This is a genomic window from Sphingomonas sp. (assembly GCF_004799495.1).
GTDB lineage: Bacteria > Pseudomonadota > Alphaproteobacteria > Sphingomonadales > Sphingomonadaceae > Sphingomonas.
The window spans coordinates 208,162-221,381 of sequence record NZ_SSMY01000001.1 but is presented as its reverse complement, the minus strand read 5'-3'; the positions used below and the strand labels follow the sequence as shown (position 1 = coordinate 221,381).

14 protein-coding genes are annotated in these 13,220 nt (G+C 67.3%); 9 read left to right on the top strand and 5 right to left on the bottom strand.

The features are described from left to right. Positions 1 to 9 precede the first annotated feature (9 nt). From E7773_RS01150 to E7773_RS01125, 6 genes are all read left to right on the top strand, one after another. A complete protein-coding gene (locus tag E7773_RS01150; protein ID WP_293987081.1) occupies positions 10 to 888 on the top strand; it encodes a transglutaminase family protein in 879 nt (292 codons plus the stop codon). Between the two features lie 48 nt (positions 889 to 936). After that, positions 937 to 1,860, top strand: coding sequence for a DnaJ C-terminal domain-containing protein (locus E7773_RS01145; protein WP_293987079.1), 924 nt, complete (start codon positions 937 to 939; stop codon positions 1,858 to 1,860). Between the two features lie 8 nt (positions 1,861 to 1,868). Next, complete coding sequence (locus E7773_RS01140) at positions 1,869 to 2,813, top strand: YihY/virulence factor BrkB family protein (RefSeq protein ID WP_293987077.1); 945 nt, start codon at positions 1,869 to 1,871, stop codon at positions 2,811 to 2,813. An 8-nt stretch (positions 2,814 to 2,821) separates the two neighbouring features. Beyond that, positions 2,822 to 3,613 carry an enoyl-ACP reductase FabI gene (gene fabI / locus E7773_RS01135; RefSeq protein ID WP_293987164.1) on the top strand — a complete coding sequence of 264 codons (792 nt, stop codon included), beginning with the start codon at positions 2,822 to 2,824 and terminating at the stop codon, positions 3,611 to 3,613. Between the two features lie 4 nt (positions 3,614 to 3,617). Next, on the top strand, positions 3,618 to 4,685 hold the full coding sequence (aroC, locus tag E7773_RS01130; RefSeq protein WP_293987075.1) for a chorismate synthase: 1,068 nt from the start codon (positions 3,618 to 3,620) through the stop codon (positions 4,683 to 4,685). Positions 4,686 to 4,815: 130 nt separating this feature from the next. Next, complete coding sequence (locus E7773_RS01125; RefSeq protein ID WP_293987074.1) at positions 4,816 to 5,130, top strand: hypothetical protein; 315 nt, start codon at positions 4,816 to 4,818, stop codon at positions 5,128 to 5,130. A 63-nt stretch (positions 5,131 to 5,193) separates the two neighbouring features. Here E7773_RS01125 and E7773_RS01120 read toward each other — a convergent pair whose 3' ends face one another. The 5 genes from E7773_RS01120 to E7773_RS01100 form a co-directional block, all read right to left on the bottom strand. Next, positions 5,194 to 5,823 carry a sulfotransferase family protein gene (locus E7773_RS01120; protein ID WP_293987073.1) on the bottom strand — a complete coding sequence of 210 codons (630 nt, stop codon included), beginning with the start codon at positions 5,821 to 5,823 and terminating at the stop codon, positions 5,194 to 5,196. A gap of 20 nt (positions 5,824 to 5,843) precedes the next feature. Beyond that, positions 5,844 to 7,145, bottom strand: a complete 1,302-nt coding sequence (locus E7773_RS01115) for an adenylosuccinate synthase (protein ID WP_293987071.1) — start codon at positions 7,143 to 7,145, stop codon at positions 5,844 to 5,846. A 3-nt stretch (positions 7,146 to 7,148) separates the two neighbouring features. Further along, positions 7,149 to 8,258, bottom strand: coding sequence for an ATP phosphoribosyltransferase regulatory subunit (locus E7773_RS01110; RefSeq protein WP_293987069.1), 1,110 nt, complete (start codon positions 8,256 to 8,258; stop codon positions 7,149 to 7,151). 24 nt (positions 8,259 to 8,282) lie between these two features. Then, positions 8,283 to 9,860 carry a phosphoglycerate dehydrogenase gene (serA, locus tag E7773_RS01105; protein ID WP_293987067.1) on the bottom strand — a complete coding sequence of 526 codons (1,578 nt, stop codon included), beginning with the start codon at positions 9,858 to 9,860 and terminating at the stop codon, positions 8,283 to 8,285. Between the two features lie 88 nt (positions 9,861 to 9,948). After that, positions 9,949 to 11,106, bottom strand: coding sequence for a phosphoserine transaminase (locus E7773_RS01100; RefSeq protein ID WP_293987065.1), 1,158 nt, complete (start codon positions 11,104 to 11,106; stop codon positions 9,949 to 9,951). Positions 11,107 to 11,230: 124 nt separating this feature from the next. Here E7773_RS01100 and E7773_RS01095 point away from each other — a divergent pair, with 124 nt between their 5' ends. The 3 genes from E7773_RS01095 (at position 11,231) to E7773_RS01085 (ending at position 13,129) form a co-directional block, all read left to right on the top strand. Then, a complete protein-coding gene (locus E7773_RS01095; RefSeq protein ID WP_293987063.1) occupies positions 11,231 to 11,395 on the top strand; it encodes a hypothetical protein in 165 nt (54 codons plus the stop codon). Between the two features lie 143 nt (positions 11,396 to 11,538). After that, complete coding sequence (locus tag E7773_RS01090; RefSeq protein WP_293987162.1) at positions 11,539 to 12,111, top strand: extensin family protein; 573 nt, start codon at positions 11,539 to 11,541, stop codon at positions 12,109 to 12,111. A 73-nt stretch (positions 12,112 to 12,184) separates the two neighbouring features. Beyond that, positions 12,185 to 13,129, top strand: coding sequence for an LOG family protein (locus E7773_RS01085; RefSeq protein ID WP_293987061.1), 945 nt, complete (start codon positions 12,185 to 12,187; stop codon positions 13,127 to 13,129). Positions 13,130 to 13,220: the final 91 nt, after the last annotated feature.

Sequence of the window (13,220 nt, the reverse complement as noted above, 5' to 3'; positions counted from 1 at the left end):
GGAGGATTGATGATCTACGACATCCGTCACGTCACGCGGTTCGATTACGGCCAGCCCGTCGCGTTCGCGCGGTGCAATTTGCGGCTGAAGCCGATCCATTGGTCGGGGCAGAAGGTCGAAAGCTATCACCTCGCCGTGAATCCGGCGGGCGAGATGCGGCCCGCGCTCGCCGAAGCAGGGCTTGCCAATGTCACGCGGCTGGTGGTGCGCGAACGCGTGCGCACGCTAACGATCGAAAGCGCGTCGCGCGTATCGGTCGATCGGTTCGTCCCGGTGCCCGATCCGGACGACCCGACGCTCGCCGAGGTCGCGACGCTCGCCCGCGCCGACCGTGAGCTCGGCCCCGCCGGCCCGACCGCCTATCTCTACCCCTCGCCGCTGATCCCGCTCGACGCCGATATCGCCGCATGGTGCGCGGAGGAATTGTCGCCCGACCGCGGCGCGCTCGAAGCCGGGATCGCGCTTGCCCGCCGCATCCAGCGCGATTTCGCGTTCGATCCGACCGCTACCCTGGTCGATACGCCGCCGCGCGAAGCGTTCCTCAAGCGCCGCGGCGTGTGTCAGGACCTCACGCAGATCATGATCACCGGCCTGCGCGCCGCCGGACTGCCCGCGGCGTACGTGTCGGGCTATATCCGCACGATCCCGCCGCCGGGGCAGGAGCGGTTGGTCGGCGCCGATGCGACCCACGCCTGGGTGCTGCTGTGGTGCGGGCCCGAGCGCGGCTGGATCGGGCTCGACCCGACCAACGGCATCTGGATGGCGGGCGACCATATCGTGATGGCGATCGGCCGCGACTATGCCGAAATCGCACCGATCGACGGCATCGTGCTGGGGTCGGGCGCGCAGAAGATGGAGGTCAGCGTGGACGTGGCGCCGGTCGGCTGACGGTTGCGTTTGCGCTCCGCCGCGTCATCCCCCAAATAGCGAGCCGATATGGCAGCTGACCCCTATTCCACCCTCGGTGTCGCGCGCGGCGCGGACGAAGCCGCGATCAAGAAGGCGTACCGCAAGCTCGCGAAAGAGCTGCACCCCGACCGCAACAAGGACAATCCCAAGGCGTCGGAGAAGTTCAGCCAGGTGACCGCGGCGTACGACCTCTTGACCGACAAGGACAAGCGCGCGCGGTTCGACCGGGGGGAGATCGACGCCGACGGCAACCCGGCGATGCCGTTCGGCTATGGCGGCGGGCAGCAGGGCGGGTTTCGCCCGGGGCAGGGCGCCAACTTCGATTTCGGCGGCGGCGGCCAGGGAGGCGGCGACTTCGAGGACCTGCTCGGCGGGCTGTTCGGGCGCGGCGGCGGGTTCGCCAGCGGGTTCGGGCGGCGCCAGCAGCCCAAGGGCGCGAACGCCGCGTATCGCCTGACCGTGCCGTTCGTCGACGCGGCGACGCTCGCACCCCAGCGGATCACGCTCGCCGACGGCAAGACGATCGACCTCAAGCTTCCCGCGGGGGTCGAGACGGGCACGCAGATGCGCCTCACCGGCAAGGGCCAGCCCGGCCCGGGCGGCGCGGGCGACGCGATCATCACGATCGAGGTTCAGCCGCACCGCTTCTTCACGCGCGACGGCGACGATATCCGCATCGACTTGCCGATCAGCCTGTCCGAAGCCGTGCTCGGCGCGAGCGTGCGCGTGCCGACCGCCGACAAGGCGGTGATGTTGACCATCCCCAAGGGATCGTCGTCGGGCAAGGTGCTGCGGCTCAAGGGCAAGGGGTTCCACAAGAAGGGCGGCGCGCGGGGCGATCAGCTCGTCACCTTGATGGTCGATCTGCCCGTCGACGACGACGCGCTGGTCGAATTCGTCCAGGGCTGGAAGGACAAGGACCGGAACCCGCGCGGGAACATGGGCGTCTGATCGGGTAAATGTCGCACCTATCCCCCGAATCGCCCGAACTCCGCGCCGAGCGCGGGTATCACGAGCGCCGGGGCAAGCCGGTCTGGACGCGGGCGTGGATCGTCACCAGACGCGTCGTCATCGGCATTTTCGACAACGGCTTCATGTATGCCGGGAACCTCGCCTATCTCGCGCTGATGACGGTGTTCCCGTTCTTCATCCTGGCCGCGGCGATCGCATCGATCTTCGGCCAGAGCCGCGAGACCGCGCGGGCGGTCGAATCGTTCCTCTACACGCTGCCGCCGAGTGTCGGCGAAATTCTCCGGAAACCGATCGAGGATGTGCTCGCCGCGCGCACGGGCACGCTGCTCATCCTCGGCGCGCTGGTCGCATTATGGACCGTCGGCAGCTTCGTCGAGACGATCCGCGACGTGTTCCGCCGCGCCTATGGGATTCGCTTCGACAAGCCGTTCTGGCGCTATCGGCTGGGGTCGATGGTCATCATCATCAGCTCGGTGGTGCTCGCGATGCTCGCCTTCCTGGTGCAGGGGCTGCTCACCATCGTCGAGCAGTTCGTCTATCGCCTGCTCCCCTGGGCACAGGATGTCGCCGGGTGGATCGGCGTGTCGCGGATCGTCCCGGGGCTCGTGATGTATTTCGCGCTCTACATGCTGTTCTTTTCGGTCACGCCCAGCAAGTACCGGGTCAAGGCGTGCCCGCGCTGGCCGGGTGCCTTGTTCACCACGGTGTGGTGGATCAGCGCGACCTTGCTCCTCCCCGTCGTCCTCGCGCAATTCGGCGGGTACGACCTTACCTACGGCAGTCTCGCCGGGGTGATCGTGACGTTGCTGTTCTTCTGGATCATCGGGTTCGGCATCTCGATCGGCGCGCATTTGAACGCGGCACTAGCCGAGACCCCGTTGGAGGACGTAAGGGAACCCGGCACCATTAATACGGAGGCTGTCGCGACGTGACCGGACTGATGCAGGGCAAGCGCGGGCTGATCATGGGCCTCGCCAACGACAAGAGCCTCGCCTGGGGGATTGCGAAACAGCTGGCTGACCAGGGCGCGGAGCTCGCGTTCAGCTATCAGGGCGAAGCGATGGAGAAGCGCGTCCGTCCGCTCGCCGAGCAACTGGGGGTCGCGCGGCTGTTCGACTGCGACGTTGGCGACATGGCGAGCCTCGATCGTACCTTCGCCGAGCTGGCGAAGGATTGGCCGACGCTCGACTTCGTCGTCCACGCGATCGGCTTTTCCGACAAGACCCAGTTGCGCGGGCGCTTCGTCGACACCACGCTCGACAATTTCCTGATGACGATGAACATCAGCGTCTATTCGTTCGTCGCCGTGGCGCAGCGTGCTGCGGCGATGATGCCCAACGGCGGGTCGCTCCTGACGCTGAGCTATTACGGCGCGGAGAAGGTGATCCCGCACTACAACGTCATGGGGCTCGCGAAGGCGGCGCTGGAGACCAGCGTCAAATATATGGCGGTCGACCTGGGGCGCGACAATATCCGCGTCAACGCGATCTCCGCCGGCCCGATCCAGACGCTCGCGGCGCGGGGCATCGGTGATTTCAACCTGATCCTGAAGTGGAACGAATATAATTCGCCGCTCAAGCGCAACGTCACGATCGAGGATGTCGGCGGCGCGGGGCTGTACCTGTGCAGCGACCTGTCGAGCGGTGTCACCGGCGAAATCCATCACGTCGACGCCGGCTATAACGTCATCGGCATGAAGGCCGAGGACGCGCCGGACATCGCATTGGTCTGACGGGGTGAGCTACAACAGCTTCGGCCACGTCTTCCGCTTTACGACTTGGGGAGAGAGCCACGGGCCGTCGATCGGCGCAGTGGTCGACGGGTGCCCGCCGGGGCTGGCGCTGAGCGAAAGGGACATCCAGCCGTTCCTCGACGCGCGGCGGCCGGGGCAATCGCGCTTCACCACGCAGCGGCAGGAGCCTGATCAGGTGCGCATCCTGTCGGGAGTATTCGAGGGGAAAACCACCGGCACGCCGATTAGCCTGATGATCGAGAACGTGGATCAGCGATCGAAGGATTACAGCGAGGTCGCGGCCGCCTATCGCCCCGGCCACGCCGATTACGCCTACGACGCCAAATACGGGTTCCGCGACTATCGCGGCGGCGGGCGATCCTCGGCACGCGAGACGGCGAGCCGGGTCGCGGCGGGCGCGGTGGCGCGGCTGGTCATCCCCGAGGTGACGATCACTGCCTGGGTCGAGGCGATCGGTGGCGACGCGATCGACCCTGCGAATTTCGACGCCGCGGAGATCGCCAACAACCCGTTCTTCTGCCCCGATGCCGATGCGGCGAAACGCTGGGAAGCGCTGGTCGACAGTGCACGGAAGGCCGGATCGTCGCTCGGCGCGGTCATCGCATGCGAGGCGACCGGGGTGCCCGCCGGCTGGGGGGCGCCGCTCTATGCCAAGCTCGACGCCGAGCTCGCACACGCCTGCATGGGGATCAACGCGGTCAAGGGCGTCGAGATCGGCGATGGTTTCGGCGCGGCTTCGCTGTCGGGCGAGCAGAACGCCGACGCGATGCGCCCGGGCGAGAACGGTCCCGAATTCCTCGCCAACCATGCCGGGGGGATCGCGGGCGGCATTTCGACCGGCCAGCCGATCACCTTGCGCGTCGCGTTCAAGCCGACCAGCTCGATCCTGACCCCCGTCGAGACGATCACCCGCGACGGTGAGGCAACCGATATCGCCACGAAGGGCCGCCACGACCCCTGCGTCGGCATCCGCGGCGTGCCCGTCGTCGAGGCGATGGTCGCGCTCGTCCTCGCCGACCAGAAATTGCTCCACCGCGCGCAGGTCGGCTGAGTCCCGCGCCGCCGATCCCGGTTTCGGCCCGCCCTACGCCCAGCCGGTCGGTTTCGGGGACGCTACGCGGAGCCTTTGCCGCTGCGGATTCTTCGAAACGGTGTCCATCATCGGACCAGGAGAATTTTGCATGAAGTTGGTTATTCTCGCCGGTGCGCTGATCGCCGGCACCTCTGGCGTTGCGAGCGCGCAGACCCTGCCGTCGGTCTCGACACCGCAAGCCACAATTCCCTCGGTTTCGACCCCGAGCATGACCGTTCCGCCAGTCTCGACCCCGCCCGTTTCGGCGCCCGACACCAGCACATCATCCAGCGTCGATGCCACCGCAGCCACCCCGGCCGCCGATGCGGCGGCGAACACCGCCACGAGCGCGATGACGAGCGATACCGGCACGACGGCCGATACGTCGGCGACCGCCGCCGCCAAGAAGAAGAAAAAGAAATAACCTCGCTGCGGGGTTTGCTTCGATGGGCCAGTCCGCGAGCGTCCCGCTTGCGGGCTGGCCTTTTTATTGCACGCCCGGTTGGTGCGCCTGGATGCGGGCGATGAATTCGGCGCGGCTGTTTTCCGACGGATAGGGCTCGGCGGGGACCGGCACGCCAAGGAAGCTGCACAGCGGTTCCCAGCCCTGCCCCGCTTGATAGACCAGCAGCCGGTCGGGCGCGATCTCGGCTTCGACTTCCGCGCTGTGCCGCCGGAAATAGTCGGTCATGAACGCGCGGTCGGCCATGCGCCCGGCCATCGGCCCCATGATGCTGGCGAAGAATTCGCCCATCGGTCCGGCGTCGGCACTCGCGTTGGCGACGGGGCCTTGCGGGGCGAAGATCGTCGCCTGCGTCGATTCGAACCATTTATCCGGGTCGCGCACGGTGTGGATGATCTTGGCGTCCGGATAATAGTCCGCAAGCTCGCGCCAAAAGGCCGCCGTCGGATAATCGACCGCCGAGCCATAGTTGGCGAAGATCGCATCCCAATCGGGCCGGCCCTTCGCCGCCTCGACCCACAGCGCCATGCTTTCGGGATGCGCGAACACCTCGACCATATGGTGGCATGGGCCGACACCCAGCATGTTGAGCGCGGTTTGCAGCGACTTGGTGCCCGTCCGGCCCAGGCCCGACCCGATGACGTGAAGTGGCATGTTTCCCCCTCCCCCGACTGTTAGTCGGCGAACGGATCGCGCACCAAAATCGTGTCGTTCCGCTCGGGGCTGGTCGACACCAGCGCCACCGGGCAGCGTATCAGTTCCTCGATCCGGCGGATATATTTGATCGCCGCCGCCGGCAGATCGGCCCAGCTGCGCGCGCCCGCGGTGGACTCGCTCCAGCCCGGTACCGTTTCGTAGATCGGCTCGACCGCCGCCTGGTCCTGCGGGTGCGGCGGCAGGTAATCATAGGTCCTGTCGCCCAGCCGATAGCCGGTACAGATCTTGATCTCGTCGAGTCCGTCGAGAATGTCGAGCTTGGTCAGCGCGATTCCCGTGATGCCGCTGACCGCCGCCGATTGCCGCACCAGCACCGCGTCGAACCAGCCGCACCGCCGCTTGCGTCCCGTGTTCACCCCGAACTCGCGCCCGCGCGTGCCGAGATATTCGCCGATCTCGTTATCCTGCTCGGTCGGGAACGGCCCGGAGCCGACGCGCGTCGTGTACGCCTTGACGATCCCCAACACGAACCCGACCCGGCCCGGCCCCAGCCCCGACCCCGCCGATGCGGTCCCGGCGACGGTGTTCGACGAGGTGACGAACGGATAGGTGCCATGATCGACGTCGAGCAGCACGCCCTGCGCGCCCTCAAACAGGATGCGCTTGCCGCGCGCATTGGCCTCGTTGAGCGTCACCCACACTGGCTTGGCAAAGGGCAGCACGACATCGGCGATCTCGCGCAGGTCGGCGAGCAACGCCTCGCGGTCGATCGGGGCTTTCCCGAACCCCGCGAGGAGCGCATCGTGGTGCGCGCACAGGCGATCGATCTGCGGCCCGAGTTCGTCGAGATGCGCGAGGTCACAAATGCGGATCGCGCGGCGCCCGACCTTGTCCTCGTACGCCGGCCCGATCCCGCGCCGCGTCGTCCCGATCTTCTGCCCCGCATTGCCTTCCTCGAGCGCATCCTCGCGCAAGGCGTCGAGGTCGCGGTGGAGCGGCAGGATCAGCGGCGCGGTCTCGGCGATGTGGAGCAATTCCGGCGTGATCGACACGCCCTGTTCGGCGATCTTTGCGACTTCGTCGCGGAAGTGCCACGGGTCGAACACCACGCCGTTGCCGATGACGCTGAGCGTGCCCCGCACCACCCCCGACGGCAGCAGCGCGAGCTTGTACGTCTTCCCGTCGATGACGAGCGTGTGCCCGGCATTATGCCCGCCCTGAAACCGCACGACGACGTCGGCGCGCTCCGACAGCCAGTCGACGATCTTGCCCTTGCCCTCGTCGCCCCACTGGGCGCCGATAACCGCGACGTTGGCCACGACTTATCCTTTCAATGGGCGCGGGTCGGTACCGGCCAGAACGTGGGTGCAGAGTTGCGCCTCGGGCGTATCGCCCGCTTCCAGTGCGGCGACGGTGACCCAGCCTTCGCCGCGCAGCTTCGCCGCGAGCGCAGGATCGGTGCCGAGCGGCACGAACAGCCGCCGCCGTTCCTCGTCCGACGCCGCCGCGACGATCGCGTCGATGTAGAGCGAGAAGCCGATCGCGGCTTCCTCGGCGCCGTCCTCGTGCACGATCGTGTAACTGCCGCCGCGCCCGATCTCGCCGCGCGTGCCCGACGCGAACAGCGAGAAGCCGAGCCATGTCTGATATTCGAACCCGTGGCGTTCGGTCGGGTCGAGCGTCAGCGCGACGCGGCCGCGCACGGCTTCTGCCACGTGCCACAAGCCGTCGAGCCGGCTGGTCAGCGCGCCGCCCGCGTCGAACGCGCACAGCCGGTCGTGCGCGGCGTCGAATGGTCCAGCCGCCTCGATCAGCGGCAGGTACGCCGGCGCGATCGCCGCGACCCCGCCGGCATCCTTTGCATCGAGACGATTGGCGAGATCGTCGAGCGACTCATCGCCCAGCGGAAACGGCCCCGCGCTCAGCACGCCGAGCAGGTCGGGCAGGGTGAAGTCGATCGACACGCCCGTCACGCCCGCGGCCTCGAGCGCCTCGACCGCGACGAGCACGATCTCGCGCGCCGCCGCGACGGTATCGAGCCCGATCAGCTCGCACCCGGCCTGGCGCCGCTCGCGCTCGGGTGACAGCTGCGACGCGCGCAGCCGCAGCACCGACCCGGCATAGCTCAGCCGCACCGGGCGCGGGTGGTGCCCCATCCGAGTCGCGGCGATCCGTCCGACCTGCGCGGTGATGTCGGGCCGGATCGCAAGGGTGCGCTGGCTGACCGGATCGACGAAGCGCACCGAATCTTGCGCCCGCGCCGACTTGAGCCGGTGGCTGAGCGCGTCCTCGAACTCGGCGAGCGGCGGGTCGACGCGCTCGTAGCCGTGGAACCGCGCCGCATCGAGCACGCGCCGCTCCAGCCGCGCCGCCGCATCGGCGTCGGGGGGCAGGCGATCGTGGAAGCCGGAGGGGAGAAGGGCGTGGGTCACGCGCGGGCCTTTAGCGCCTCCGGGCTAGAACGATAACCCCATCACGGTCTTCACGCCCGCGAGCCCGCGCACCTTGGCGATCAGCTCGGGCGTCACCGGGTCGTCGACCGACAGCAGCAGCACCGCTTCGCCACCCGTGCTACGCCGCCCCAGGTGGAAGGTGCCGATATTGACGCCCTCGGTCCCGAGCAACGTGCCGAGCCGGCCGATAAACCCTGGCGCGTCCTCGTTGACGACGTAGAGCATGTGCCCGGCGAGGTCGGCCTCGACCTTGATCCCGAACAGCTCGACCAGCCGCGGCGCCTCGTCGCCGAACAGCGTGCCCGCGACCGACCGCTCACCGGCGTCGGTGCGTACCGAGACGCGCAGCAGCGTGTGGTAATCGCTCTCGCCCTGCGTGCGCACCTCGCTCACCTCCATCCCGCGTTCCTTCGCGAGCAAGGGCGCGTTGACCATGTTCACCGTGTCGGTCTGCGTGCGCAGGAACCCGGCGAGCACCGCCGCGACGATCGGTTTCTGGTTGAGTTCGGCCGCGGCGCCCTCCGAATGGATCGAGATGCGCCCGATCGCGCCGGTGGTGAGCTGGCCGACCAGGCTGCCGAGCTTCTCCGCCAGCGCCATGTACGGCTTGAGCCGCGGCGCTTCCTCCGCGCTGAGGCTCGGCACGTTGAGCGCGTTGGTGACCCCGCCCGAGACCAGATAATCGGCCATCTGCTCGGCGACCTGGATCGCGACATTGACCTGCGCTTCGTTGGTCGACGCGCCCAAGTGCGGGGTGGAGATGAAGTTGGGCGTGCCGAACAGTGGCGATTCTGTCGCCGGCTCGGTCACGAACACGTCAAGCGCGGCACCCGCGATATGCCCCGAATCGAGCAATTCCTTGAGCGCGGCCTCGTCGATCAGCCCGCCGCGCGCGCAATTGACGATGCGCACGCCCTTCTTGGTGCGGAGCAGATTGTCGCGAGAGAGGATGTTGCGCGTCTGGTCGGTCAGCGGGGTATGGAGCGTGATGAAATCGGCGCGCGCGAGCAGATCGTCGAGGTCGACCTTCTCGACGCCCAGTTCGACCGCGCGTTCGGGCGACAGGAACGGGTCGAACGCGATCACCTTCATCCGCAGGCCGTGCGCGCGGTCGGCGACGATCGACCCGATGTTGCCCGCGCCGATCAGCCCGAGCGTCTTGGAGGTCATCTCGACCCCCATGAAGCGGTTCTTCTCCCACTTGCCCGCCTGTGTGGACTTGTCCGCCTCGGGCAAGTCGCGGGCGAGCGCGAACATCAGCGCGATGGCGTGCTCGGCGGTGGTGATCGAGTTGCCGAAGGGCGTGTTCATGACGACCACGCCCTTGGCGCTGGCATAGGGGATGTCGACGTTGTCGACCCCGATCCCGGCCCGGCCGACGACCTTCAAATTGGTCGCGGCGTCGAGAATCGCCTTGGTCACTTTGGTGGACGAGCGGATGGCGAGGCCGTCATAGTCGCCGATGATCGCGGCAAGCTCGTCGGGGGTCTTCCCCGTGATCTCGTCGACCTCGACCCCGCGCTCGCGGAAGATCTGCGCGGCCTTGGGGTCCATTTTGTCGCTGATGAGAACTTTTGGCATTTTCTTCTCCGTGCCCCGGCGAAGGCCGGGGTCCAGTTACGATGTCTGTGGAAGCTGGACCCCGGCCTTCGCCGGGGAACAGCGGAATTCAGGCGGCCTTCGCCTGCGAATAGGCCCAGTCGAGCCACGGCCCGAGCACGACGATGTCGGCGGTGTCGACCGTCGCTCCGCACCAGATGCGCAGGCCCGGCGGGGCGTCGCGATATCCGGCGATGTCGTACGCGGCGTCCTCGGTTTCGAGCAGCGCGGCCATCTTCTTGATGAACGCTTCGTCCGCGCCCTCGACCGTCAGGCAGACGCTGGTCTTCGACCGGCTCGCCGGATCGGTCGCGAGATGCCCGAGCCAGCCGCGCGCCGCGACGATCGCGTCGAGCGCCGCGGCATTGGCATCGCTCCGCGCGATCAAGCCGCGCGGCCCGAGCGATTTCGCCCATTCGAGGCTGAAGATCGCATCCTCGACCGCGAGCATCGACGGCGTGTTGATCGTCTCGCCTTTGAACACGCCCTCGGCGAGCGCACCCTTCGACATGAGCCGGAACACTTTGGGGAGCGGCCATGCAGGCGTGTAAGTCTCCAGCCGCGCGACCGCGCGCGGGCCGAGGATCAGGACGCCGTGCCCGCCCTCACCGCCCAGCACCTTCTGCCAGCTGAAGGTCGCGACATCGATCTTGTCCCACGGCAGATCGTAGGCGAACACCGCGCTGGTCGCATCGGCAAAGCTCAGCCCTTCGCGGTCTCCGGGAATCCAGTCGCCGTTCGGCACGCGGACGCCGGATGTCGTGCCGTTCCAGGTGAACAGCACGTCGTTGGTCCAATCGACGTGCGCCAGATCGGGCAGCTGGCCGTAGTCGGCGCGGATGACGGTCGGCTCGATCTTGAGCTGCTTGACCGCGTCGGTCACCCAGCCTTCGCCGAAGCTCTCCCACGCTAGGCACGTCACGGGCCGCGCGCCGAGCATCGTCCACATCGCCATCTCGAACGCGCCGGTGTCGGAGCCTGGCACGATGCCGATGCGGTGCGTGGTCGGAAGCCCGAGCACCTCGCGCATCAGGTCGATCGCATATTGCAACCGCGCCTTGCCCAGCTTGGACCGGTGCGAGCGGCCGAGCACGCGCGTGTCGAGCTTCGACGCGTCCCAGCCCGGGGGCTTGGCGCAGGGTCCGCTGGAGAAATGGGGTCGCGCCGGCTTGGTGTTCGGCTTGGCGACGGACGCAGCTGTGGCGTCGGGAACGAGCAGTTCAGTCATGTCAGTCTCTCCTTGCAGAGAGCACGCGCGGCGTTGGGACCGCGTGGCCCGTCGGCGTGCGTATAGATTTGCTGCGGTGCGTCAAGGACTCGGGCGCGGTGTCCTGGGGACGATACAAGCTTTCATGCCGCGCAATCCCGATCCCATGATCGGTTTCAGCGTGGCGCAGGGGGTTTTACTGATCTTGGGCGGCGCAACGGGCATCGGCGCCGCCGCGTGCCTGGCGACGATCATCCGTCATGTCGCAGACCTGCAATTGCACGCGGTGGACTCGACGATTTTCGACTAGTCGCCGGCGTGGCGATGTTTGCGAACCGTTAACCATGATGCGCGACAGTCGGGGGCGTGAAGGTTCTGGCTCCCTTGACCGGTTTGCTCCTCGCGGGCTGCGTGTTCGGCGGCGGCAACGACCGCTTGCCGCCGGCCCGGCCAATGGGCGCGCCGCCGGTCACGCTCAGCCTGCCGACCAGCCGCGACACGCAGGCGTGCTTCGCCGACCTCAGCCGCGAGGAGGTGCGCTTCTCGCCGCTGCCCGATCGTGATTATGGCGGCGGGTGCCAGGTGATCGGCGCGGTGCAGTTGATCGACATTGGCGTGCCGGTCACCGGCATCAAGGCGATGCGCTGCGGGCTGGCGGAGGAATTCATCGGCTGGACGCGCAATGCCGTCGCGCCCGCCGCGTACCAGGTGCTCGGCAGCAAGCTGGTGCGGATCGAGACGATGGGGACGTATGCGTGCCGCAACACCGTCGGCACCGCGACGCCCCGTTTGTCGGGCCACGCGCTCGCCAATGCGGTCGACGTGTCGGCGTTCATCCTGGCGGACGGACGGCGCATTTCGGTAGAGGGTGATTGGCATGCCGACGATGCGGACACGCAACGTTTCTTCCAGCTGATCCACGCCTCGGCGTGCAAGCGGTTCGGCACGGTGTTGAGCCCCGACTACAACGCCGCGCACCACGATCACCTTCATCTGGAAGACGACCATAAGAGCTTCTGCCGATAGGGCTTTGGTTCGGCTCGCCGACGCAAACCTACCGCACTTGCCGATCTATAATTCCTTGCTCTACTAGGCTGGGATGACTGAAACCCGTGTTCCCTCGCGCGTCTTTCCGCGCGCCAAGGAAGAAGCCGACCGCGCCAAGGTCGGCATCTCCACCCCGCAGACCGAAAACCCGGCCTACCGCTTGGCCTTTCAGGATATGGACTTCCTGTTGCGCGAGGATTTGCGCCCGGTCCGCTTCCAGCTCGAATTGCTCAAGCCAGAACTGATCCTCGATGAAGCCGGGATCGCCTCGACCTTCGTGATGTACGGGTCGGCACGAATCCCCGAGCCCGAAAAGGCCAAGGCGATCCTCGCCGCCGCGACCGACGACACGTCGCGCACGATCGCTCAGCGACTGGTCGAAAAGTCCAAATACTACGACGTCGCGCGCGAGCTGGGCCGGATCGCCAGCCAGTTCCCGCTCGATGAATCGGGCAAGCGCCACTTCGTGGTGTGTTCGGGCGGCGGGCCGTCGATCATGGAAGCGGCCAATCGCGGCGCGGCGGACGTCGGCGCCGAATCGATCGGTCTCAACATCCTGCTGCCGCACGAACAGGCGCCCAACGCCTATGTCACGCCCGGCCTCAGCCTGCAGTTCCACTATTTCGCGCTCAGGAAGATGCACTTCCTGCTTCACGCGCGCGCGCTGGCGGCGTTCCCGGGCGGGTTCGGCACGTTCGACGAACTGTTCGAACTGCTGACGCTGATCCAGACCGGCAAGATCCAGCCGATCCCGGTGCTGCTCTACGGCCGCGAATTCTGGGAGCGCGTCGTCAATTTCCCGGCGCTGGTCGAGGAAGGCGTGGTGTCGGCCAAGGACCTCGGCATCTTCACCTATTGCGAAACCGCCGAGGAGGGCTGGGAACACGTCCAGGCCTTCTACCGCGACCGGTCGACCGAACAGGGCAAGGCCGAGGCAGAACGGCATTCCGCCGAACAGGTCGCCGCGCACGCGCCGACCGCGGGGCCGGGGGAATAGCATAACGGACAACGAACAACGGCTCCCCGACGAAGGCCGGGGATCCAGTTGCGGGCGGCGCTATGCTGGACCCCGGCTTTCGCCGGGGAAG